Origin of the sequence: Prosthecodimorpha hirschii, assembly GCF_001305515.1 — a bacterium.
Lineage (GTDB): Bacteria > Pseudomonadota > Alphaproteobacteria > Rhizobiales > Ancalomicrobiaceae > Prosthecodimorpha > Prosthecodimorpha hirschii.
Genome location: NZ_LJYW01000001.1, coordinates 2,178,033 through 2,199,775, shown reverse-complemented (window position 1 = coordinate 2,199,775; position 21,743 = coordinate 2,178,033). Strand labels below are relative to the sequence as shown.

Below are 21,743 nucleotides of genomic sequence, written 5' to 3'. Positions count from 1 at the left end.
AGGGGATCGATCGGGAGCGCCGACACTATCCGCCCGGCCGCCCGCCCGGAAGGGCGCCCTTCGTTGACCCTGCGCCGCACCCATGGAAGGTTCGCGCCGAGCGAGGGTCCCGATGCATCACACCACCGCGTCCATTCTGCTGCTCCAGGCGACCGCCGTCTTGGTCGTGCCCTTCCTGTTCTGGTGGGTTTTGGGGCTGCGCCGGTTCCTGCCGCTGGTCGTCGTCCAGATCCTGACCGGGGTTCTGCTCGGCCCCTCCGTCCTCGGCGTGGCGGCGCCGGATGTCTTCGCCTTCCTGTTCTCGAAGGACCTGCTCGGCGGCGTCAACGCCATCGCCACGCTCGCCGTCACCCTGTTCGCCTTCAAGGCCGGCACCGAGGCCGATCACGACCTGATCGCACCGGCCGCCCGGACCATCTTCGCAGTCGGGGCCGGCGGACTGCTCGCCACATGGGGCATCGGCGCCGCGGCCGGATGGGCGCTGGCCGGCCGCTTTCCCTTGATGGCGGGCGACCAGGGGCCGGCCTTGTTCGCGATCGCCTTCGGGCTGTGCAATGCGGTCCCGGCCCTGCCGGTGCTGGCCGTCCTGCTGCGCGAACTCGACATCCTGCAGGTCCGGGTCGGCGCGGTGGCGCTGGCGGCGGCCGGTATCGGCGACGCGATCCTATGGGCCGGCATGGCGGTGCTGCTGCCGTTCGCCGCCGGCGAGGGCGGCCTCCTGCGCGAGGGCGTCCTCGCGCTCGGCAGCGGCCTTCTCGCCTGTCTCGGCGTGCGCTTCGTCGCCGGGCCGCTGATCCTGGCCATGATGGCGCGTCAGGCACCCGAGCGGGTGGTGATGAGCGCGGTCGCGATCGTGATCTTCGCCGCGTCTTCGCTGACCCTGCTGTTCGGCCTGCACAATGTCGTCGGCGCCTTCGTGGCCGGGCTGTTCCTGCCCGAGCGCGTGCGCCAGTTGGCCGCCGACAAGCTCGACGCGCCGACCGCCCTGATCCTGATGCCGTTCTTCTTCCTGGCGACCGGCCTGAAGACCTCGTTCAGCCTCGCCGATCCGGCGATCTGGACGATCTTCGTGGTCGCGCTGGCGGTCTGCGTTCTGGCCAAGCTCGCCGCCACGATGCTGGCGGCGCGGCTGGCCGGCGAGAGCTGGGCCATGGGGGCCGGGCTTGGCGTGCTGCTGCAGACCAAGGGGCTGATGGAACTCGTGATCGTGACGGTCTTCTACGAGCGCGGCGTGGTCGGGCCGGCGACCTATTCGGCGCTGGTCATCGTGGCGCTGGTCTCCACCGCGCTGACCATGCCGCTGTTCGATCTTCTGGAGCGGCTCTACGGGGCGCGCCTGCTCGGCGGCCGCCGGGCCGGCGCCACCGTCGTCACACGGCCTCGAGCCTGAGCAGGGTCGAGCCGAGTTCGATCACGTCGCCGATCGACAGTTCCCGCTCGCCGGTAACCAGGACGCTGTTGACGTGGATCGGGTTCAGCTTGCCGCCGTCATAGATGCGGAAGTTGAGGCTGCGGTCGTCGCAGACGATGATGGCGTGATCGATGCGCGAGATGGTGTCGTCGCCGAAGTCGAGCGCGACCCGGTTCTTGCGGTCCCGGCCGATCGAATTGGTGCCCGGATAGATCGGCTTGGCATTGCCGAGGCCGTGGCCGTCGATCACCACCAGGCGGGCCATCGGGTTGTTGGAGCGCCGCATGACGAGCTGCGTCTCGACCGTATCGAGATCGCCCTCGAGCCGCAGGGCCTCCTCCTCGCCGGGGCGCGTGCCGACGACGCGGGTGCGGTCCTCTTCGGGGTCGTTGAACCTGGACATGGCAAAGTCCTCGAATGTGCGGTACGGCCGTTGTGGGGCCGGCCGTCAAGCCCGGCCGGAGGCTCGATCAGGCCGCGGTGCGGGTCCCCTCGCGCCGGAACCGGAAGGTGACGCCGCCGATGGTGACCAAGTCGCCGTCGGCCAGTTCGGCATGCTCGCGATAGACGCCGTTGACCAGCAGCGGGTTGGGCTCCGAGCGCCCGGCGGTCTGGTTGTGGATCTCGAACAGGCCCTGCGCGTTCATCTGCAGCACGGCGTGATGGCGCGAGACGGTCACGTCCTTGACGCGGATGTCGTCGTCGGAATGCCGCCCGATGGTCACGCGCGGCTGGTCGACGGCGACCACGCCCGGGTCGTCCTCGAATTCCAGCACGGCGAGCGCGACCTTCGGGGGCGCCTGCTTGGTGATGATCGGCTGCGGCGCCGACGGCACGGCGCCGGCCGCGGCGCGCGCCAGGGCGGCCGCCTCGCGCTCCCGCTTCACCGTGGCGGCGATGCCGATGCCGACCGCGACGACGATGAGGACGAGGACCGCCAGTTGCACGCCGGCCGTCGCGATCCAATCGAGCATGGGGCCAGAACTCCTGGGCTTCGCAGTCGTCCGTATCTTGTCGGAGCGCGCGGCACTATTCAATGGCGACGGACGCCTCATCGGTGACGGCGCACCGGCTGGGGTGGCCGGTGCGGTCGTCGAGGCCCGAATGCGGAGGAGAAGGGCAGGATGCGGGCAGCATCATGGCAGAACGGCATCGTCCGGAGCGATCTTGCCGGTCCTGAGGCGGTCGGGAGACAGGCGCTCGCCCGGCTCGCCGTGCCGACCCGCGGACGCGATGCGGTCGATCTGACGGCGGCGGTTTCGGAATGGCTGGCCGCGATCGGGGCGGCCGACGGTCTCGTCACGCTGTTCCTGCGCCACACCTCCGCGTCGCTGACCATCCAGGAGAACACCGATCCGGACGTGCTGGCCGATCTTTTCGGCCTGCTCGACCGCTTCGCGCCGGCGGATCGGGACTATCGGCACGCCATGGAGGGTGCCGACGACATGCCGGCCCATGCCAAGGCGGTGCTGACCGGGGTGTCGCTGGCCGTGCCGGTGGTCGGCGGCCGGGCCGATCTGGGCACCTGGCAGGCGATCTATCTCCTCGAGCACCGGACCCGGCCGCACCGGCGCGAGGTGACGCTGCACTATCTCGGCCGTTAGGGCCGGTCCCGGTCGGATCGAAACGATCCGCCCGAAAAGGACCGGCTCAAGCCATTGAATCCGGAGCATTTCCTTGTCGAGTGGATCCGTCCATCCGGTCGGGAAATGCTCCGGGCGGCATTACGCCCGGCCGCCGCCGGCAGGCGCCGACCTGAACCGCCGGCCGGGTCCGCGCGTAGACGGACGAAGGAGACCTTGTCCGATGCCGCAGACCGCGACCCTGATCCGTATCGCCGCCCTCGTGGCCGCCGCCGTCTTTGCCGGCGTGATCGTGTGGGCGAGCGGTCGTGCCGACCTCTTCGCCTCCTTCGCGGCGGTCGCGGCCGACCCCTGGGGGCTGGTCGCGCTGATCGACCTCTATCTCGGCTTCGCGGTGACGGCGGGGCTGGTCGCGGCCTTCGAGCGGCGTGCGCCGGTCGTGCTCGCCTTCCTGGTCGCGCTGTTCGTGCTCGGCAATCTCGCCACGCTGGCCTGGATCGCCTGGCGGGCGCCGTCGATCGGCCGGCGGCTGGCGGCGTCCGCCGCCCCGCCCACCCAGTAGAGCCCTCCGGCTGGCGGCGTCCGCCGCCCCGCCCACCCGATAGACCCCGCGGCTGGCCCGGTCGGCGTCAGGCCGGCCGGGACTTGAACCGCTCGGTGGCCGCGATCAGCTCATGCGTGATGCCCGGCTCGGTGACGGCGTGCCCGCCATCCGGCACGATGCGGAAATCGGCTTCCGGCCAGACCCGGGCGAGATCGTGGGCGATGAACACCGGCGTGCACATGTCGTAGCGCCCGTGCACGATCACGCCCGGGATGTGGCGGATCCGGTCGACATGGTCGAGCAGGTGAGAATCGCTGTCGAAGAAGCCGCGGTTGACGAAGTAGTGGCATTCGATGCGCGCGAAGGCCTCGGCATAATGGTCCTCGCCGAAGGCCGCCTCGCGGGCGGGATCGAGCAGCAGCGACAGGGCCGAACCCTCCCAGCGCGCCCAGGTCCTGGCCGCCGCGACCCGAACCGCGGGGTCCTCCGAGGTCAGCCGCCGATGGTAGGCGGCGATCATGTCGTCGCGCTCGGCCTCGGGGATATGCTCGCGGTAGGGCTCGAACGTCTCCGGAAAGATGGCATTGGCGCCCTGCTGGTAGAACCAGAGCAGTTCCTTGCGGCGCAGGGTGAAGATGCCGCGCAGGACCAGTTCGCTGACCCGGTCGGGATGGGTCTCGGCATAGGCGAGCGCCAGCGTCGAGCCCCAGGAGCCGCCGAACACCTGCCAGCGCTCGATGCCGAGCAGGATGCGCAGGCGCTCCATGTCGGCGACCAGATCCCAGGTCGTGTTCTCGCGCAATTCGGCATGCGGGGTCGACTGGCCGCAGCCGCGCTGGTCGAACAGGACGATCCGGTAGGCGGCCGGGTCGTGCAGCCGCCGCATCGCCGGGTTGATGCCGCCGCCCGGGCCGCCATGCAGCATGATCACCGGCTTGCCGGCCGGGTTGCCGCATTCCTCGAAATAGATCTCGTGCAGGTCGGAGACCTTGAGGCGCCCGGTGCGGTAGGGCTCTGTCGGCGGGAGGAGGGTATGGCGGGTGGCGGTCATGGCGGCGGCGTCCGATGTAGCGTTAGGGCACGTGGCGATGGGATCAGAGCCCGCCGCCGGCCGCAAGCCCGGTCCGCACGGCCGTCCGGCGTGGCTCCGTTGCGGGGCCGTCATGCCGGGCGAGAGGCACGGCCATGGGCGCCGCACCCGGTCCGCGCGATCCCGCCGAGGGCGGTGCGACCGTGACGTGATCGCCCTGCGACTTACGCCCTTGCATGACGACGGGCGCGAACCGATAATTCCCAACGACATGCATGTGTCTGCGAGGAGGGCGCAGGCGCGTGACTGAAGTCCGCGGCAAGACGGTGCCGGATACGGCAAAGCAAAACGCAGGGGGGAACACGCGTTGGCCAGCAGCCCGGTCTACAGGTTCGTGATAGCGGACGACCATCCGTTGTTTCGCGGCGCTTTGCGCCAGACGCTCGAAGCCATGTTCGCAGGCGTCACCATCGCCGAAGCCGGATCCCTCGATGCGGTCTCCAAGCTTCTGGACGAGACCGGCGATGTCGATCTGGTCCTGCTCGACCTGAACATGCCGGGCGTGCGCGGCTTCTCGGGATTGATGTATCTTCGCGCGCAGCATCCGGAAGTGCCGGTGGTGGTGGTCTCGGCCAACGAGGATCCGCTGGCCATCCGCCGCTGCATGGAATTCGGCGCCGCCGGCTTCGTGCCCAAGTCGCTCGGCACGGAGTCGATCCGCGAGGCGATCGCGACCGTGATGAACGGCGGCATCTGGACCCCGCCCGATGTCAACATTGCGGCGATGCCGGGCGACGAGACCGGCAAGCTGGTGCAGCGCCTGTCGACATTGACGCCGCAGCAGGTCCGCGTCCTGATGATGCTGAGCGAGGGCCTGCTCAACAAACAGATCGCCTACGAACTGTCGGTCTCCGAGGCGACCGTGAAGGCGCATGTCTCGGCGATCCTGCAGAAGCTCGGGGTCGAAAGCCGGACCCAGGCCGTGATCGCTGCCTCCAAGATCGAAGCGGGGCAGTGGCAATCGCTGGAGGTCTGACCGGCCGGCGCCGTTTCCGCGCTCCGGCCGGGGCGGCAGGGGCGGCCGGGGCAATAAGAGTCAGGGTTCGCGGGGTGCAGCGCTATGGCCGCGCAACTTCGCGGGCCGGCCGTGCCAGCCGTCGGGCCGGGACGCCGACATAGATTCCGTCCGGCGCGGTGTCGGCGAGCACCACCGCGCCGGCGCCGAGGATGCAGCCGGCCCCGATGCTCACGCCGTCGCGCACCGTGGCGTTGAGGCCGATGAAACTGCCGCGGCCGATCCGGGCGCCGCCGCCGATCACGGCGCCGGTCGCCACGAAGCAATCCGGCTCGAGCACGACATGGTGCGAGATCTGCGCCCCGTGGCGCAGCACGACATTGGCGCCGAGCGTCGCGAAGGGCTGCACCAGGACGCCGTCGAAGACGATGCGGTTGGCGTCGCACGGCTGCCCGGCCGGCAGACGGGCTCCGCCGGCGCGGTAGCCCGGCAGGCGGAAGCCGCGCGCGACGGCAGTCTCGACCAGCCGCCGGCGGACCGAGTTGGGACCGCCGCCGTCGTTGTGGGGACCGACCGCGATGACGAGGTCGGTCGAACCCGGCGCGAACCGGGCCTCCAGGTCGTCGAAATCCAGCAGCGGAAGGCCGAAATGGGTCTCGGTCCGGCGAAACGCCGCCTCGACCGTGAAGGCCGCGACCTCGATGCCGTCCGCCTCCAGGCAGGTGCGGGTCAGTTCCGCCAGGGCGCCGCAGCCGTAGACGATCACGCGCATCGCCTGTCTCCCGGCGGATGGTCCGCAGGGGGCGGGGCGTCGCCCGGCATCCCCGGACCGGTCCGGAGCGGCGGCGCCGCCCCATCCGGCATGCGCCGCAGGGCGGCCAGGAAGGCGCGCATCTCCTCGCTGGCGATCGCCGCCATGCCGGGATGGCAGGGCAGGTTCAGCATCCGGGCGTAGATCGAGGCGGCGACCGGCGCGTCCGGTGCCATCGGCCGGTAGTAGCGGCCGCAATCGAAGCGGGCCGGCGGCAGGTCGCCGCTGCGATAGGGCCTCGGCAGGAGGAGCGGCAGGTTGCCGATCGGCGCAGGGCCGGTGGTGGGAGCCAATGGCGCAAGACCGGCATCCTGCGTCAGAATCTCCAGGCGCTTCCGCTGCGACCGGTAGAGATGCCGCCAGGACGGCAGCCGCTCCAGCCGCTCCAGCACGGCCGCGGCGGCGATCTCGGACATCTTGCCGTTGGCCGCGAAGGCGCGCGCCTGCGGATCGGACCCGACCCCGAAATTCAGCATCGAGCGGACCGCGGGCGCCTGCGCCTCGCTCAGAATCGCGAAACCGCCCTCGCCGATCCCGGCCGGCTTGGTGGCATGCAGGCTGACGATCTCGCTGGCCTGTTCGGCCTCCCCCTGACGCCGGATGCCCAGGAAGGCCTGGGCGGAATCGACGATCAATCGCTTGTTGCGCTGCCGGCAGAAGGCGATGACCGGCTCCATCGAGGGGTAGAGGCCGAACGGATTGGTGGCGATCAGGCCGTCCCAGGCGTCCTCCGGCAGGGCCGCGACGGCGGAGAGATCGATCATGCCGCCGGGATCGCAATCGACGAAGGTCACGTCGGCGAGCGGGCCGATGCCGGTCGACAGGAAGCCGAAGGCGGAGGCGACCCAGCGCGGCGCGCGCCCGAGCTCGACGGCCGCCGCGCCGGCCAGCGCGAAGGTCGCCGCCGTGCCCGAGGATGCGGCGACGACGCAGCGCCCCGGCCCGATCTCGAGCAGGCGCGCGAGCTCGCGTTCCAGGGCGGCGACGACCGGGCCGTTGTTGGCCCACTGCCCGGCGCGCTCCGAGAGGGCCGCGATCTCGCCGATCCGCGTCCAGTCCGGCCGCTTCGCCTCGACGAAGCGGACATGGGGCGCATGCAGGTCCGGCAGGTCCAGGCGCGAGGCCCCGCTCCGGCGCTGGGCGATCCCGAGACGCGCGCCGAAGCCGGGCAGGCATCCTTCCGAGCAATTCTCCCAGAGGCGCGCGGCGGCCGTCGCGGTTAGTCCGGGGGCAGCACGCGGGTCGGTCGGCCAGTCCGGATTGATGGCGATCAGCGTCCGGGCCACGTCCAGGCGCCGTTGCCGCGCCCAGTTCCATTGATCGAGCTTCGGGATGCAACAGAGGTCGAGCGACGTCCCGATGTCGACGACCGTGGCGCCCGGCAGCCGTCGGGCCAGGTGCGGCACGAGCCAGGCCGAGAAATAGCCGGCCTGGATCAGGTAGACCGGGGCTTTGGCGGCGACATGGTCGGCCTCCAGTCCCGCCAGGATGCTGCCGCGCTCGTCGATGGCCGCGGTTGCCGAGATCGGAACGAAACGGCAGTCGGGCACCCGAGCGAAGGCGCCGAAATGTTCGAGCCAGGAGGGGCCGACCACGACGAGGGGCCGGTCGCGCAAGGCCTCGACGAAGCCCGCGAAGCTGCCGTCATAGACCGCGTTGCGCCAGACGAGCGGGTCGGCCGTCAAGGCGGCCGCCGGCACCATGCTGGCGATCATGGCTTCGATATCGGCCAGCGGGAGCGCGGGACTGCCGGAATCGCGATCCGAATCCGGCCACGCATAGGGACCCGCGCCGAAATCGATCGCCGGATCCGCCGCCGGCAGTCCGGCCAGGAGCGCCTTCAATTCCGCAAGGAAGCGCTGATCGTCCGCCTGCTGGTCTTCGCTCAAGGCGTCGAAGCGCACCGCCCCGCGCAGCGCCCGATGGTCGCCGAGGCGCACCAGCCGCTCCCAGAAGCCGTGATTGACCTTGGCATAGTGGAAAGGGGTTCGCTCGCGGATCAAGGCAGCGTAGTCGGCGGCCGTGCGGACGCCGGCGGGCGTCCGGGCGCCGGAATGCTGCGGTCGGTTCACTCCGCCGCCTGTCTCTGCTGGCGCCACTGTCCGATCAGGGCCCGGAGGGCGGCTGGCTTGAGCGGCTTGTTGAGCACGTGGATCGATTTCTCCCGGGCCGCTTCGCGCACCTGCGGCGTTCGGTCGGCGGTGATCAGGACGGCTGGAATATCGGCACCGAAGCGCCAGCGCAATTGGACGACCGCATCGATGCCGGTGCCGTCGTCGAGATGATAGTCGACCAGCAGGACCTCCGGGCTCCGGCCGAATTCGGCGATCCTGGCCGCGGCCTCGCGCTGGTCGCGCGCGGTGATCACGGTGGCGCCCCAGCCTTCCAGCAGGCGTCCCATCCCGTCCAGGATGGCGTCGTCATTGTCGAGACAGAGCGCGATCATGCCGTCGAGGCGGCCGGGGACGAGACGGAGCTGGCCGCCCTCCGGCTCGGCGACCGGAACGGCCGCCGCGATCGGCAGCTCGACCCAGAAGCGCGAGCCGCGCCCCGGCGTGGATTCCAGGCCGATCGGATGGGCCAGAACGCGACCGATGCGTTCGACGATCGAGAGGCCGAGGCCGAGCCCGCGGGCGACGCGCGCACCCTGTTCCAGGCGCTGGAATTCCTGGAAGATCACCTTGCGCTTCGATGTCGGGATGCCGAGACCGGTGTCGAGCACCTCGATCACCACCTTGCCGCGCCGGCGCCGGCAGCCGACCAGGATCCGGCCGGAGGGCGTGTATTTGATCGCGTTGGAGATCAGGTTCTGCACCAGCCGCCTGAGCAGGCGGCGATCGGACCGCACCGTCAGGCTGCACGGCAGGATGCGGAATTCGAGACCCTTCTCGCGCGCGATCGGCTCGAAATCGACCTTCAGCGGCTTCAGGATCTCGTCGAGCCGGAAGACGCCGAATTCGGGCTTCAGGGCGCCGGTATCGAGCCGGGAGATGTCCAGCAGGGCGCCGATGATCTCCTCGACCGCATCGAGCGAAAGCCCGACATTGGCGGCGAGGTCGTTGAAGCTCGTGCCTTCGGATTTCTCGACCAGGCTGGTGACGTAGAGACGCGCCGCGTTGAGCGGCTGCAGGATGTCGTGGCCGGCGGCGGCGAGAAACTTGGTCTTGCCGAGATTGGCCTCGTCGGCGGCGCTCTTGGCGATCTGCAGCGCCTCGTTGAGGCGGGTCAGTTCCTCGGTCCGCTCGCGCACGCGCCGCTCCAGGCTCTCGTTGGCGCGGGCCAGTTCCTCGGCGGCGGCGACCCGTTCGGTGATGTCCGTCCAGGTGGTGACGATGCCGCCGTCCGGCATCGGGCTGGTGCGGACTTCGAGCACACGGCCGGACGAGACCATCTTCTCCTGATAGGTCTCCATCCGCACGACCAGCTTGTCGATCCGGTCCTTGACGATGCGGTCCGGATTGCCGGCGCCGAACTCGCCGCGCTCGGCGCGGTCGCGCACCAGGGCGGCCAGCGAGGTGCCGACCTGGGTCAGGTCGGGCGAAATGTCGAGCACCTGCCGGAACTGCCGGTTCCAGCAGATCAGGCGCAGTTCGCGGTCGAACACCGAGATGCCCTGGCGCACCTGGTCGAGGGCGGTCTGCAAGAGGTCGCGGTTATACTGGATCGCCGCCGAGGCGTCGTCGAGCAGCTTCATCGCCGCCTTGGCGCTCGGATCGCGCCGCTTGACCAGGAGCGACAGGACGAGGCGCGACGAGGCCGCGCCGATCGCCGAGGCGAGCAGCTGTTCGGACAGGCGCAGGAGATACATGTCGGCCTGGGCGGCCGGGTTCAGCACCATGTTGCGCGAGCGGCCGTAGTCGTCGAAGGCGGCGTGCGTGCGTTCCTCGCCGAGATAGCGCGACACGGTCTTGCGCAGGTCGTCGACCGTGACGGCGGTGCGCCAGAGCCGCAGCGCCGGAGCGGGCGGCCGGTCGGAGGGGACGAAGATGTTGGCCTGCAGCCGCTCGATCGCCTCCGGCGCGCGGGTCAGCGAAACCGCCACATAGGCGGCGACATTGACCACCAGCGACCAGAAGACGCCGTGCGACAGCGGGTCGAACGAGAAGGCGAACAGGGCCTGCGGCCGCAACAGCCAGATGCCGAAGGGGCCGTCGGTCATGAGCGAATGCGGGCCGATGCCGGCGCCGACGAAGGCCGGCAGAAGCAGGGTGTAGAACCAGATGCCGAAGCCGGCGAGCATGCCGGCGATGGCGCCGCGCGCCGTCGCCCGCCGCCACAGCATGCCGCCGAAGAAGGCCGGCGCGAACTGGGCGATGGCCGCGAAGGCGAGCAGGCCGATCTCGGCCAGCGCGGCGCTGTCGGCGACGGTCCGGTAGTAGGCATAGGCGAGCAGCAGGATGCAGAAGATGGCGATGCGGCGCACGATCAGCAGTTGGAGGCCCATGTCCTCCTTCTCGTCGCCGAGGCTGCCGTGCCGGATCAGCACCGGCACCACGAGCTCGTTGCAGACCATGATGCCGAGCGCCACGGAGGCGACGATCACCATGGCGGTGGCGGCCGACAGGCCGGCGATGAAGGCCAGGATGGTGAAGACCGTCGAACCGGCGTCGAGCGGCACGCGCAGCACGAAGCTGTCGACATCGACATTCGGGCCGAGCAGCGCGTGGCCGGCCATGGCCAGCGGAATGACGAAGACGTTGATGGCGATCAGATAGACCGGGAACAGCCAGCGCGCGGTCTTCAGTTCGTCGACGGAATTGTTCTCCACCACGGTGACGTGGAACATCCGCGGCAGAAGCAGGATGGCGAAGAAGCTCAACAGCGACATCACGATCCAGCTGCCGCCGGACAGGTCGCGCTCGAACATGGCATGCACGCCCGGCAGGTCCGCGGTGCGGGCGAGGAAATCGGACGGGCCGCCGAACAGGCCCCAGACGACGTAGATGCCGACGGCCGAGAAGGCGATCAGCTTGACGATGGATTCGGCCGCGACCGCCAGCATCAGGCCTTCCTGATGCTCGGTCGCGTCGATGTGGCGGGTGCCGAACAGGCAGGCGAAGGCCGCCATGGCGAGCGCGACCAGGAGCGAGACGTCCGGCATCCGCGGGATCGCGCCGCCGGCGACCGAGCCCATGTCGAAATGCGCCACCACGGTTTCGACCGAAAGCGAAACCGCCTTCAATTGCAGCGCGATGTAGGGGACGATGCCGATGAAGGCGATCAGCGTCACGACGACCGCGACCGTCTGGTTCTTGCCGTAGCGGGCGGCGATGAAGTCGGCGATCGAGGTGATCCGCTCCGACTTGGCCAGCCGCACGACCCGCCTGAGCAGCGGATAGGCGCCGAGGAACATGATCATCGGCCCGACATAGATGGTCAGGAAGTCGAGCCCGCGCGAGGCGGCGAGGCCGACCGAGCCGAAGACGGTCCAGGAGGTGCAGTAGACGCCGAGCGACAGTGCGTAGATGTAGGGCCGGCCGCCGGCCGGGCGCGAACGCTGGCCGGCGAGATCGCCGTAATGGGCGACGCCGAACAGCAGCCCGATATAGGCGAGGGCGATGCCGAGGACGATCCAACCCTGCTGCATCTCGACCCCGAACTCATCCCGTCCGCGCCACGGCGGAGCTTCTCGTTTCGAAGGAATCGAACATATCGGCGCCGAACTGTCCACCTTGGCCTGCATGTGGCTCGTGCAGCGCCATACATGGGACTACGATCCTGCCTGTCCCGGCCGCAGCCGGCTGGGCCAATTCGGGGAGACGGGATCATGTGGAAGGAATTTCGCGCCTTCGCGATGAAGGGCAACGTCGTCGAACTGGCCGTCGCGGTGATCATCGGCACCGCCTTCGGCAAGATCGTCGACAGCATGGTCAACGACATCTTCATGCCGATCGTCGGCGCGGTGACCGGCGGGCTCGATTTCACCAACTACTTCATCCTGCTGCGCAGCCTGACCGAGGGCGTCGCGGCGCCGGCGACCTACGAGAAGGCGCGCGAACTCGGCGCGACCATCGGCTACGGCAAGTTCCTCACCGTCTCGATCAACTTCATCATCATCGCCTGGATCCTGTTCATCGTGGTCAAGGCCGTGAACCGGGTCTCGGCGCGGGATTCCGCAGAATCGGCCGCCAAGCCGCCGCCGGCGCCGAGCCGCCAGGAAGTGCTCCTGGAGGAGATCCGCGATCTCCTGAAATCGAAGTGACCCTGCCGACCGCCGGGGCGGCTGCAGGCCGCCGCCCCGGCGGTCGATGCGCGGGGCGAACCGTCCGGCCGGCGGCGAGCCGGGCCCGCGCGGGTCGCTCGGGCGGTCCGACCAGCGGCGCTGATCGGTCCGATCACCGGAATTCATCGCCGGGCGCCGGGCCGCCATGCTAAGAGGCGGCCTCGTTTCGCAGCGTCGGATCCTGCCATGCCTCTCGACTTCCGTTCTGCCATCCGCTCCGAAGCGCGTCAGGCGCCGGAAAGCGGCATCGTCGGCGTCTTCAACTACGGCCGCCATCGCGAAGGGCTGATTCCGCTCTGGGTCGGCGAGGGCGACCTGCCGACGCCGGACTTCATCTGCGCGGCCGCCGACCGGTCCCTGAAGGCGGGCGAGACCTTCTACACCTATCAGCGCGGCATTCCGGATTTGAGGGCCGCGCTCGCGCGCTACCACGCGCGCCACTACGGCATCGCCGACGATCCGGAGCGCTTCTTCGTGGTCGGCTCCGGCATGCAGGCGATCCAGATCGCCGTCGCGATGGTGGCCGGCCACGGCGACGAGGTGATCGTGCCGACGCCGGCATGGCCGAACTCGGCCGCTACCGTCGAGGTGCACGGCGCCAAGGCGGTCGATGTCGTGATGACCCTCGGCAACGACGGCTGGACGCTCGATCTCGAACGGCTCGAGGCCGCCGTGACGCCGCGGACGCGGGCGCTGTTCATCAACAGCCCGTCCAATCCGACCGGCTGGACGGCGAGCCTGGCCGATCTGACGGCCATTCTGGCGCTGGCGCGCCGCCACGGCCTGTGGATCGTGTCCGACGAGGTCTATGGCCGCTTCGTCTATGACGGCGCCGTGCGCGCGCCGTCCTTCCACGATGTCGCCGCACCGGAAGACCGCATCCTCTACGTCAACACCTTCTCCAAGAACTGGGCCATGACCGGGTGGCGCATCGGCTGGATCGAGGCCGATCCCAGCCTCGGGCAGGTGATCGAGAATCTCGTCCAGTATTCGACCTCGGGCGTGCCGACCTTCGTCCAGCGGGCCGCCGTGGTGGCCCTCGACGAGGGCGAGGATTTCGTGGCCCGACAGATCGCGCGGGCCGATCTCGGCCGGCGCACGGTGGTCGACGGGCTCGGCGGCACGGGGCGGGTCCGTTTCGCCCGCCCGACCGGCGCCTTCTATCTCTATCTGGCGGTCGACGGCGAGCCGGACGACCAGGCGCTCGCCTATCGGCTGGTCGACGAGGTCGCCGTCGGCCTCGCGCCCGGCCGGGCTTTCGGCGCCGGCGGCGAGGGCTATCTGCGCCTCTGCTTCGCGCGCAGCCCGGATGCCATAGCGGAAGCCACCGAAAGGCTCGTGCGCTGGCTGCGAAAGGCCGGCTGAACGGGCTTTCCCCCGTAAAAATCCGTAGCTATGGTGATCGCCACGCCGGGGACGTTGCCGGCGCTGGCGCGTGCCGCCGTCCGGTCGGGGACGGCTTGGGCGATCGTCGCGCGAAGGAAGGCTGGTCGCGGCCGGTCGGGCAGAAATGCTCGCCGCGGCTGAACCTGCCTACGGATTTGATCCAGGACAAGGTGCGTCGATGACCGGATGCGCCATGGTCTGGCGCCGCCGCCGCAAGATTGCGGATGTTTTCCAGGACGGTGCATTGGAAGCCGCCTATGCAAGATGTACCCGCCAATCCCCCTTGCGATGCCCGAACGGTTTCGGAGGCACGCCTGCTCAGTGTGCTCGACACGGCGGTCGACGGGATCATCGTGATCGATTCGCGCGCCCGCATCCTGGTCTTCAACAAGGCCTGCGAGGCGCTGTTCGGCTATGAGGCGCGCGAGATCATCGGGCAGAACATCAAGACGCTGATGCCGCCGGAATTCTCCGACCATCACGACCAGTATCTCAGCCACTATCACGACACCGGCGAGAAGCGGATCATCGGCATCGGCCGCGAGGTGCGCGGCATGCACCGCGACGGCACGATCTTCCCGCTCGAACTCTCGGTCGGCGAGGCACAGACCCCGGACGGCCGCCAGTTCATCGGCATCCTGCGCGATCTGCGCGCCCGCAAGGCGGTCGAGCACCGGCTCAACCAGCTGCAGGCGCAACTCGTCAATCTCGCCCGAATCAGCGCCATGGACGAGATGGGCGCGGCCATCGCCCACGAACTCAACCAGCCGCTGACCGCGGTCATGCTCTATCTGCAGGCCATCCTGCGCAAGAAGAAGGATGCGCCGGACAGCGAGCGGCCGATCCTCGACATTCTTGGCAAGGCGCTGCGCGAGGCCGAGCGGGCCGGCAGCATCATCCAGCGCATGCGGCAATTCGTCGAGAAGCGGGAGCCGGAGCGCCAGGCCATCGATCTGGAACAGCTGATCGACGAGGCGCTCGAGCTGACGCTGCTCGGCCACGATGTCCACGGCATCGAACTGCACCGGGAGAAGGCGCCGGACATGCCGCGCGTCGAGGCGGATCCGGTCCAGATTCAGCAGATCGTCTGCAATCTGGTCCGCAACGGGCTGGAAGCGATGAAGGGGCGTCCGGCGCGCGTGCTCAAGGTCGTCACGCGCACCGACGGCCAGGCGGCCAGCGTCGAAATCCAGGATTCCGGGCCGGGCATTCCGGGCGACGTGGCGCAGAACCTGTTCCGCGCCTTTTCCACCTCGAAGCGCACCGGACTAGGGCTTGGCCTTGCCATCTCGCGGACCATCGCCCAGAACCATGGCGGCGATCTGGTCGTGGATCCCGGAGGCGAGGGCCGTGGCGCCCGCTTCATACTTTCGTTGCCTCTGACCGGTCACGCGTCGGCACCTGATAGGATCCCGCCGCGCCCGTGATTCGAAAGTGCCTTCGATATTGGGACGGTTGGCGATAGTGGGAAGAACGGGGGGTTCGCAGATGGGAAAAAGCGAAAACACGATCTATATCGTCGACGACGATCCTGCGGTCCGCGACGCGCTGGCGGTTGTGTTCGAGCTGGAGGGCTTCGCGGTCGAGGCCTACGAATCCGGCGACGCCTTCCTGGAAGCGGCCCTGGCGCGCCAGCCGGCCTGCGTGATCCTGGACGTTCACATGCCGGGGCGGTCCGGCCTCGATGTGCTGAAGGCCCTCAACGCCGAGCACTATCCCGCGCCGATCTTCATCATCTCGGGCCAGGGCGACATCCCGATGGCCGTCTCGGCCGTCAAGCAGGGCGCGTTCGACTTCATCGAGAAGCCGTTCGATGCCGATACGGTCGTGGAGCGCGTGCGCGAGGCTCTCGAAGCCGTCGCCCGCCGCAACAGCGACAACGGTCGCGGCTCTGCCGACCCGGCCTTCGTCGGCCGCGAACTGCTGACGCCGCGCGAACTTGAGGTTCTCGGCCAGATCACCGCCGGCGCGTCCAACAAGGAAGCCGGCCGCCAACTCGGCATCAGCCCGCGGACCATCGAGGTTCATCGCGCCCGCATCATGGAAAAGCTCGGCGCCCGCAACGCCGCCGACCTGGTGCGGATCGTCCTGACCGGAAACGATCACGCCGGCTGATACCGACGGTTATGGAATGATCGTCGGTCTTCGATACGCGAATTTCTCATGCCTCTGACGCCAATGAGAAATTCGCGTTCCTTCAACGGCCCGATGCGTCAGCATCCTGGGCCGTAGGTATGAGCCGCCCGTCGGCCGCAAGGCAGGATTCCTCAAAGATCCGCTCGCGAAGCGGGACCGGCGGGCCGCCCGTCGCCCGCCGCGGGCTTGCGCGTGGCGCGCCGATCGTGCGTCGTCCCCGTGCCCCGTGCCCCGTGCCCCGTGCCCCGTGCCCCGTGCCCCGTGCCCCGTGCCCCGTGCCCCGTGCCCCGTGCCCCGTGCCCCGTGCCCCGTGCCCCGTGCCGCGTCCGCCGTCCGCGGGCGGCCGCGCCCGGCGGGTTTGACCCGGCCGGCGAAATCCGCGCCCGTGCGGTGGCCTGAACGACAGCACCCCCGTGCCATCAACGACTTGTGTTGCCGGCCATCGGTGCCCGTAAGAAAGAGTACGAATGGCACAGCACGCGGTTTGCCCCGATAGTCCGGCAAAACCGCTCCGCTTGCCCTCCAACTCCCGGCGCCAGACCGGGAGGGTGTGCCATGGTCATCTACATCGTCGAAGACGATCCCGGCGTATCCGACTCCCTGCGCTTCCTGCTGCAGGCGATGGGGCATGCCGTCTCGGCCTATGACGATGCCGAGACCTTCCTGGTCGAAGCCGAGCCGCAGCCGCAGGACGTGCTGATCATCGATCTCGGACTTCCGGGCATGAGCGGCGCGGAGGCGATTCGCGAAGTCACCGGACGCGGCTGGTCGCCGCGCATCATCTGCATCACCGGTCAGGCCCAGAAGACGATCGACGAGAGCCTGCGCGACATGCCCAGCACCCAGGTGCTGCGGAAGCCGCTGTCCGGGGAAACCATCGTGGCGCTATTGTAGGGCCACCGATTGGCAACGCAGCGTAAGGCCGGCGTCTGACGGTTGCCTGACATCGGATCCTCTCTGAGGATTTTCTAATATGAAGTACAATTCTTCGGACGACTTCGCTTCTATTTCGACGGGCGGAAGTATACTCGTTTGTCTGCGTATTGGTGTCCGATGAAGGCATGGATTGCCACATAGGTACAAAGTCGTAAGTACGGCAACGGGATTGTGAAGACTCGGATTGATGCCTAGCCTTTCAGCATCGGATGGCGGATCGAACGACTGGCATCGGTGGCGGGGGTAAGGGCCTGCGACCGCAACGCTTCGATCGAACCCCGCCCCGATAGGCGGAGCAGCCCGACGCGGACGGACGCAGATTTCGATTTGCGCGCGGTAGGACTGGTCCTTTTCGAGGAGGGACTACCATGGCTTATTCGGATCGCGGTCTTGCGGCCGGCGGCAGCGCACGGCTCGGCGGCAACACTCATGGCGACGAGGCCTGGGCGGAATTTGCCCGCTCGCCCCGCGTCAAGACCAACCGCTACGAAGCCCATGATGTCGTCTTCTTCGAAGGCGACCCGGCCGAGCGGATCTACGAGCTGATCGAAGGCGCGGTCATGCTCTACAAGCTGCTGCCGGACGGTCGCCGCCAGGTCGTCGAGATCCTGGGTCCGAACGACATGTTCGGTCTTCTCTCCAGCCGCCAGTACGACTGCAACGCCGAGACGCTGACCCCGGCTGTCATCCGGGTCGTCGATCGCCGCGATGCCGAGCAGACGCTGGCCGCGCAGAGCCACATCACCCGCTGCCTGCTCGCCCAGATGGAAGCGCTGCACGAGCACGCGGTCCTGCTCGGCCGCAAGTCGGCCTATGAGCGGGTGTCCTCCTTCCTGATGCGCTTCGTCGCCGGACGCGGTACCGCGGATTGCCCCGGCCCGACGGCGGCCGGTCGCGACGAGCATGTCATCGCGCTCAACATGACCCGCCAGGAAATCGCCGACTATCTCGGCCTGACCATCGAGACGGTCAGCCGGGTGATCTCCGACCTGAAGCGGCGCGGGCTGATCGCGATCGAGAAGCAGGACCGGATCCGGATCACCAATGTCTGCACCATGTGTCACCAGACTGGGACACAATGACCGATACCGGCGCCCGGGCGCTTCGGGCATCCTGGGCCCGATCGGTGCCGGAACGGACGTAGAATTTCGGCATCGGAAGCGGTCGGCTCCTCGTCAGGAGGGGGCGAGACCGGCAGCCGAAGGGGGAGCGAGAAGTCCAGCGCGTTTCGATCGGCGCATCCGATCCGCCCGACGGGCGATGTCGACGGCAGCCGATCGGTCCAGCTATTTCCTCCCGAGCGATCTCCTCCTCTTGCCACCTTGCGCCGTGCCTCGAGCACGGCGCATCTTTTTCAGACCCGCCGAATCCCCGGCGGCAGACCGACCTGCGAGTTGCTGTCTTGGCGGCCACCCCGGCGACGACCTTTCTGAAGGCGCGCGCGATCGAATTTTCGATCCTGGAATACGATCACGATCCGCGCGCGGAGGCCTATGGGGTCGAGGCGGCGGAGAAACTCGGCCTCGATCCGGCGGCGGTGTTCAAGACGCTGGTCGTCTCGGACGAGGCCAAGGCGCATGCGCTGGCGCTGGTCCCGGCGGCGATGCGCCTGAGTCTGGCGGAGGCTGCCCGCGCGCTCGGCTGGAAGCGCGCCGTCATGGCGGATCCGGCCGCGGCGCAGCGCCTGACCGGCTATGTCCTCGGCGGAATCAGCCCCTTCGGCACCAAGAAGAGCCTCGCCGTGGTGGTCGACGGGTCGATGACCCGTCTTGCCCGGGTCCATGTCAGCGGCGGGCGGCGCGGACTGGAAGTCGCCCTGGCGCCGGCGGCCCTGATCGGGGCCTTGAACGCCCGGACCGCGGCGATCGCCGTCTGAGCCGGCATCGCCGCCCGGTATGGTTCCCGGGCGCCGGCCGGACCGTCGACGAATGGCGGACGTCCCACGGATCCGCATCGCCCGTCGCCGGGCTGCGGCCGGTCGCGACCGGAATCCGGTTCGCCAAATCCGCTTCGAGCGACCGCATCCGGGCGAAACCGATCTCGTCTCAACGGGCCGGGGCGAAACCGGTCGGGCCGGCACCCCTCCGGCGTGAAGCGGCTTGCTGAATGATTAGCCCGGCATTAAGTTGTAAGCTGTCTTAGGTTCACGTGGACGGACGTGACGATGAGCAGCATAGCCTTCGACCCGGCTTCCGCCGGGCCGGACAACGGCGTCTTGCGCCATATCGCCTTTGTGTCTCGCGCCGCCTGGTCGATGCTGAAAGCCTCGCCCAAGGCCCGCCAGGCCGGGCGGGCGATCGCGTCCGCGTTCAAGATGCCATCCGGTCGGCTCTATTTCCTGCGCGAGAAGACCTGCTTCGTCTTCGTCGATGCGACCATGCACATCTACCGGGTTCCGGCGACGCGGCGCATGATCGCCCAGTTCGAATCCGAATATCGGATCATGGATCTGGTCCGGCCCCATCTCCGCGTCCCGATCCCGCAGGCCGAACTGATCGGATCGGATCCGCCGATCGCCCGCTATCGCGCCATCCCGGGGCAGCCGCTGTCGCGGATGATCGATACCCTGCGATCGCGCCGTCAGACCGGATGGATCGACGATCTGGCCCGGGCGATCCTCGCCGTGCACGACACCCCGGTGCCCGACTACGCGCGGCCGACCACGTTTGTCGGCGACCGGATGCGGCTGCGGCGGCTCCTCGTCGGCAAGGGCGCGACCGGCATGGCCGCGGAACTGGAGACATCGAGCCGGCTTGCGCGCGCCGCCCTCGAAGGGGCCGACACGACCGCGCTCTGCCATGGCGATCTGAAGGGCGGCAACGTGCTGGTCGATCCGGCGACCGGCCGACTGGCCGGCCTGATCGACTTCGGCAATGCCGGCTTCGGCGCGCGGGAAAGCGACATCGCCCATACCCGGCTGCCGGAACCGGAGCATGAGGCCCTGGTCCGGTGCTACGAGGCCCTGAGCGGGCGGCGGCTCGACAGGGACCGGCTCGCCGCCTTCGTCCGGTTCGAACAGGCCTGCCACAGCGCGACCCGCTTCTGCGGCCGCGGCGAAGGATAGCGCGCAGCGCCGCGTGCGAACGGTCGCCCCCGCGCGGCCTCCGATCGGAAGGCATCGGACGCTGTCCGGGATGGCGGTCACACCGCCATCAGACCGCCATCGAATGGCGGGCGGCTGCCTGCGCCAGATAGGCATCGAAAGCCGCCGCGGCGAGGCGGACGAACGGGCGCCCCGCCTCGGTGATGATGATGGTGTTGCCCTCGATCGCCACCAGACCGTCGCGGGTCAGTTCGGCGAGCCGCTCGACCCCGTCGGCGATCGCCGCAAGGCCGACGCCATGGGCGGCGGTGACGGCGGCGAGATCGACCCGGTAGTCGCACATCAGCCGCTCGATGATCGCGCCGCGCAGGCGGTCGTCGGCATCGAGCGCCTTGCCCTTGACCACCGGCAGGCGGCCGGCCTCGACGGCCCGGCTCCAGCGGCCGATATCGGGATCGTTCTGGACGAAGCCCTGCGGCATCCGGCCGATCGAGGACGCGCCGAAGCCGATCAGCGTGTCGGCCTGATCGGTCGTATAGCCCTGGAAATTGCGCCGGAGCGTGCCGTCCGCCTCGGCGCGCGCCATCTCGTCGTCGGGCCGGGCGAAATGATCGAGACCGATCGGCAGGAAGCCGCAGGCGGCCAGCGCCTCGCGGGCCGTCGCTTCGAGCGCCAGCCGTTCGGTCGCCCCCGGCAGGGCCATCTCGTCGATCAGGCGCTGGTGCTTCTTGAACCACGGCACATGCGCATAGCCGAAGAGCGCGATGCGCGTCGGCCCGAGCCGCATGGCGAGGTCCACGGTCGAACGGATCGTCTCCGCAGTCTGGTGCGGCAGGCCATACATCAGGTCGAAATTGATCGCCTCGATCCCGACCGCCCGCAGCGCCGCCACGGCCTGCTCGACGACCGGGAAGGGCTGAACCCGACCCATCGCCGTCTGGACCGCGGGATCGAAATCCTGCACGCCGAGGCTCGTCCGGGTGATGCCCGCTTCCGCCAGCATCACGGCCAGTTCGGGCGTCACCGTGCGCGGATCGAGCTCGATGGCGTGCTCGGCGCCGTCGAGGAACCGGAAGCGCGACGTCAGGGCGGCGACCACGGCGCGGAAGGACGGCGCCGGCAGGAGGCTCGGCGTGCCGCCGCCCCAATGCACATGGGCGACGCCCAGGCGTTGCCCGATCGTGTCGGCGACCAGGCCGATCTCGTCGACCAGCCGCTCCGCATAGTCGACCACCGGGTCGTCGCGCCGCGCCGCCTTGGTGTGGCAGCCGCAATAGTGGCAGATCGCCCGGCAATAGGGGACGTGCAGATAGAGCGAGACCGGCGCCTCCGGCGCCAGCGCGGCGAGCCAGCTTTCGTAGAGATCGGCTCCAACCGCGCCGGTGAAATGCGGCGCCGTCGGATAGCTGGTGTAGCGCGGCACGGTGCGTGCGGCGTAGCGGGCGTGGAGCGACGTGTTCATGGCCCGCATGATGCGGGCGTGCCGCGGCCTCGGCGTTGATTCTCGTCAAGCGTCGGGGGCTCCCGCGTCAAGAATGTTCGCGGTCCTTCGATCCGACGCGATCGGGCACCCGTCGGGCCGGCCTCGGCTGCATGGCGCAATCCCGCAACGGCCCCTGCCACGG

Annotated in this window: 19 protein-coding genes; 12 read left to right on the top strand and 7 right to left on the bottom strand. The window is 69.1% G+C overall.

Annotation, left to right across the window (positions count from 1 at the left end):
* The first annotated feature begins 112 nt into the window (after nt 1-112).
* On the top strand, nt 113-1,390 hold the full coding sequence (locus ABB55_RS09665) for a cation:proton antiporter (RefSeq protein ID WP_054358621.1): 1,278 nt from the start codon (nt 113-115) through the stop codon (nt 1,388-1,390).
* Here the strand turns inward: ABB55_RS09665 and ABB55_RS09660 are convergent.
* Together ABB55_RS09660 and ABB55_RS09655 are read right to left on the bottom strand one after the other, a co-directional pair.
* Complete coding sequence (locus ABB55_RS09660) at nt 1,371-1,814, bottom strand: FHA domain-containing protein (protein ID WP_054358620.1); 444 nt, start codon at nt 1,812-1,814, stop codon at nt 1,371-1,373. The genes ABB55_RS09665 and ABB55_RS09660 overlap by 20 nt on opposite strands.
* A gap of 67 nt (nt 1,815-1,881) precedes the next feature.
* Complete coding sequence (locus ABB55_RS09655) at nt 1,882-2,385, bottom strand: FHA domain-containing protein (protein ID WP_054358619.1); 504 nt, start codon at nt 2,383-2,385, stop codon at nt 1,882-1,884.
* A 150-nt stretch (nt 2,386-2,535) separates the two neighbouring features.
* Here ABB55_RS09655 and ABB55_RS09650 point away from each other — a divergent pair, with 150 nt between their 5' ends.
* Entirely contained in the window at nt 2,536-3,015 is a 480-nt protein-coding gene (locus ABB55_RS09650) for a secondary thiamine-phosphate synthase enzyme YjbQ (RefSeq protein ID WP_083463496.1), read from the top strand.
* A gap of 202 nt (nt 3,016-3,217) precedes the next feature.
* A complete protein-coding gene (locus ABB55_RS09645; RefSeq protein ID WP_054358618.1) occupies nt 3,218-3,556 on the top strand; it encodes a hypothetical protein in 339 nt (112 codons plus the stop codon).
* A gap of 67 nt (nt 3,557-3,623) precedes the next feature.
* On the opposite strand, the gene pip is transcribed toward ABB55_RS09645, so the two are convergent.
* Nucleotides 3,624-4,589: a prolyl aminopeptidase gene (pip, locus tag ABB55_RS09640; protein WP_054358617.1), complete on the bottom strand. Its 966-nt coding sequence runs from the start codon at nt 4,587-4,589 to the stop codon at nt 3,624-3,626.
* A gap of 346 nt (nt 4,590-4,935) precedes the next feature.
* Between pip and ABB55_RS09635 the strand changes: the two genes are divergently transcribed.
* A complete protein-coding gene (locus tag ABB55_RS09635; protein ID WP_054358616.1) occupies nt 4,936-5,604 on the top strand; it encodes a response regulator transcription factor in 669 nt (222 codons plus the stop codon).
* 82 nt (nt 5,605-5,686) lie between these two features.
* Here the strand turns inward: ABB55_RS09635 and ABB55_RS09630 are convergent, their stop codons facing one another.
* The 3 genes from ABB55_RS09630 to ABB55_RS09620 are packed head-to-tail and all read right to left on the bottom strand — an operon-like array spanning nt 5,687 to nt 11,981.
* Nucleotides 5,687-6,355: a DapH/DapD/GlmU-related protein gene (locus tag ABB55_RS09630; protein ID WP_054358615.1), complete on the bottom strand. Its 669-nt coding sequence runs from the start codon at nt 6,353-6,355 to the stop codon at nt 5,687-5,689.
* Nucleotides 6,346-8,466, bottom strand: a complete 2,121-nt coding sequence (locus tag ABB55_RS09625; protein WP_054358614.1) for a DegT/DnrJ/EryC1/StrS family aminotransferase — start codon at nt 8,464-8,466, stop codon at nt 6,346-6,348. Before ABB55_RS09625 ends, ABB55_RS09630 begins: the two co-directional genes overlap by 10 nt.
* Entirely contained in the window at nt 8,463-11,981 is a 3,519-nt protein-coding gene (locus ABB55_RS09620) for a hybrid sensor histidine kinase/response regulator (protein WP_054358613.1), read from the bottom strand. Before ABB55_RS09620 ends, ABB55_RS09625 begins: the two co-directional genes overlap by 4 nt.
* A gap of 180 nt (nt 11,982-12,161) precedes the next feature.
* On the opposite strand from ABB55_RS09620, the gene mscL reads away from it, so the two are divergent.
* From mscL to ABB55_RS09580, 8 genes are all read left to right on the top strand, one after another.
* Nucleotides 12,162-12,596, top strand: a complete 435-nt coding sequence (mscL, locus tag ABB55_RS09615; RefSeq protein WP_054358612.1) for a large conductance mechanosensitive channel protein MscL — start codon at nt 12,162-12,164, stop codon at nt 12,594-12,596.
* A 207-nt stretch (nt 12,597-12,803) separates the two neighbouring features.
* Nucleotides 12,804-13,982 carry a pyridoxal phosphate-dependent aminotransferase gene (locus tag ABB55_RS09610; RefSeq protein WP_054358611.1) on the top strand — a complete coding sequence of 393 codons (1,179 nt, stop codon included), beginning with the start codon at nt 12,804-12,806 and terminating at the stop codon, nt 13,980-13,982.
* A gap of 278 nt (nt 13,983-14,260) precedes the next feature.
* Nucleotides 14,261-15,430: a two-component system sensor histidine kinase NtrB gene (locus tag ABB55_RS09605; protein WP_054358610.1), complete on the top strand. Its 1,170-nt coding sequence runs from the start codon at nt 14,261-14,263 to the stop codon at nt 15,428-15,430.
* Between the two features lie 61 nt (nt 15,431-15,491).
* Nucleotides 15,492-16,118 carry a response regulator transcription factor gene (locus ABB55_RS09600; protein ID WP_054358609.1) on the top strand — a complete coding sequence of 209 codons (627 nt, stop codon included), beginning with the start codon at nt 15,492-15,494 and terminating at the stop codon, nt 16,116-16,118.
* A gap of 576 nt (nt 16,119-16,694) precedes the next feature.
* Nucleotides 16,695-17,033 (top strand): response regulator, encoded by a 339-nt coding sequence (locus ABB55_RS09595; protein ID WP_054358608.1) that lies wholly within the window; start codon nt 16,695-16,697, stop codon nt 17,031-17,033.
* Nucleotides 17,034-17,443: 410 nt separating this feature from the next.
* The gene (locus tag ABB55_RS09590) at nt 17,444-18,157 is read left to right on the top strand and encodes a Crp/Fnr family transcriptional regulator (protein ID WP_083463494.1); all 714 of its coding nucleotides are present in this window, start codon (nt 17,444-17,446) and stop codon (nt 18,155-18,157) included.
* Nucleotides 18,158-18,477: 320 nt separating this feature from the next.
* Nucleotides 18,478-18,951: a Cys-tRNA(Pro) deacylase gene (gene ybaK, locus ABB55_RS09585; RefSeq protein ID WP_054358607.1), complete on the top strand. Its 474-nt coding sequence runs from the start codon at nt 18,478-18,480 to the stop codon at nt 18,949-18,951.
* Nucleotides 18,952-19,239: 288 nt separating this feature from the next.
* Nucleotides 19,240-20,139, top strand: a complete 900-nt coding sequence (locus ABB55_RS09580) for a phosphotransferase family protein (RefSeq protein ID WP_054358606.1) — start codon at nt 19,240-19,242, stop codon at nt 20,137-20,139.
* An 88-nt stretch (nt 20,140-20,227) separates the two neighbouring features.
* Here the strand turns inward: ABB55_RS09580 and hemN are convergent, their stop codons facing one another.
* Nucleotides 20,228-21,580, bottom strand: coding sequence for an oxygen-independent coproporphyrinogen III oxidase (gene hemN, locus ABB55_RS09575; protein ID WP_054361948.1), 1,353 nt, complete (start codon nt 21,578-21,580; stop codon nt 20,228-20,230).
* Nucleotides 21,581-21,743: the final 163 nt, after the last annotated feature.

Bases quoted from the DNA above. Each gene is read 5' to 3' on its own strand.
- ABB55_RS09595 (WP_054358608.1), top strand. From the start codon at position 16,695: ATGGTCATCTACATCGTCGAAGACGATCCCGGCGTATCCGACTCCCTG.
- ABB55_RS09590 (WP_083463494.1), top strand. From the start codon at position 17,444: ATGGCTTATTCGGATCGCGGTCTTGCGGCCGGCGGCAGCGCACGGCTC.
- ABB55_RS09630 (WP_054358615.1), bottom strand. From the start codon at position 6,355: ATGCGCGTGATCGTCTACGGCTGCGGCGCCCTGGCGGAACTGACCCGC.
- ABB55_RS09655 (WP_054358619.1), bottom strand. From the start codon at position 2,385: ATGCTCGATTGGATCGCGACGGCCGGCGTGCAACTGGCGGTCCTCGTC.
- ABB55_RS09610 (WP_054358611.1), top strand. From the start codon at position 12,804: ATGCCTCTCGACTTCCGTTCTGCCATCCGCTCCGAAGCGCGTCAGGCG.
- ABB55_RS09620 (WP_054358613.1), bottom strand. From the start codon at position 11,981: ATGCAGCAGGGTTGGATCGTCCTCGGCATCGCCCTCGCCTATATCGGG.
- ABB55_RS09645 (WP_054358618.1), top strand. From the start codon at position 3,218: ATGCCGCAGACCGCGACCCTGATCCGTATCGCCGCCCTCGTGGCCGCC.
- ABB55_RS09580 (WP_054358606.1), top strand. From the start codon at position 19,240: ATGAGCAGCATAGCCTTCGACCCGGCTTCCGCCGGGCCGGACAACGGC.
- hemN (WP_054361948.1), bottom strand. From the start codon at position 21,580: ATGAACACGTCGCTCCACGCCCGCTACGCCGCACGCACCGTGCCGCGC.
- ABB55_RS09665 (WP_054358621.1), top strand. From the start codon at position 113: ATGCATCACACCACCGCGTCCATTCTGCTGCTCCAGGCGACCGCCGTC.
- pip (WP_054358617.1), bottom strand. From the start codon at position 4,589: ATGACCGCCACCCGCCATACCCTCCTCCCGCCGACAGAGCCCTACCGC.
- ABB55_RS09605 (WP_054358610.1), top strand. From the start codon at position 14,261: ATGCAAGATGTACCCGCCAATCCCCCTTGCGATGCCCGAACGGTTTCG.
- ABB55_RS09600 (WP_054358609.1), top strand. From the start codon at position 15,492: ATGGGAAAAAGCGAAAACACGATCTATATCGTCGACGACGATCCTGCG.
- mscL (WP_054358612.1), top strand. From the start codon at position 12,162: ATGTGGAAGGAATTTCGCGCCTTCGCGATGAAGGGCAACGTCGTCGAA.
- ABB55_RS09660 (WP_054358620.1), bottom strand. From the start codon at position 1,814: ATGTCCAGGTTCAACGACCCCGAAGAGGACCGCACCCGCGTCGTCGGC.
- ABB55_RS09650 (WP_083463496.1), top strand. From the start codon at position 2,536: ATGCGGGCAGCATCATGGCAGAACGGCATCGTCCGGAGCGATCTTGCC.